This is a genomic window from Blastomonas sp. CCH1-A6, assembly GCF_001556365.1.
Taxonomy (GTDB): Bacteria; Pseudomonadota; Alphaproteobacteria; order Sphingomonadales; family Sphingomonadaceae; genus Blastomonas; species Blastomonas ursincola.
In genome coordinates, this window is the sequence record NZ_LSIS01000541.1 from 1 (window position 1) to 213 (window position 213).

The 213-nt window shown below is 69.0% G+C and carries 1 protein-coding gene; it reads right to left on the bottom strand.

Going from position 1 to position 213, the window contains the following annotated elements; translation table 11 throughout:
- Positions 1–150, bottom strand: a 150-nt coding sequence (locus AX735_RS23375) for a DUF1427 family protein (protein ID WP_156447593.1), incomplete at its 3' end; no start/stop codon positions are given.
- Positions 151–213 lie beyond the last annotated feature (63 nt).

Genomic DNA, 213 nt, shown 5'->3' on the forward strand with positions numbered 1-213 from the left:
TCTCGCCAGCGGCACCGCCTGTTCGCCCAGCAGCATGCCGAGCAGTCCCAGCAGCGCGATGGCAGGTGGGGCGGGCGATCGCGTGCCGAGAAGGCTGTACAGTGCGCCCACCAGAAGGCCGATGCCAAGCGCGACGAGATAGGGTTTCATGGGGCAGGAGGCTCCCGTCTTCGGGGTTGGGGCCGGGCTGATCAGTGACCCTGGGGGTGAGGG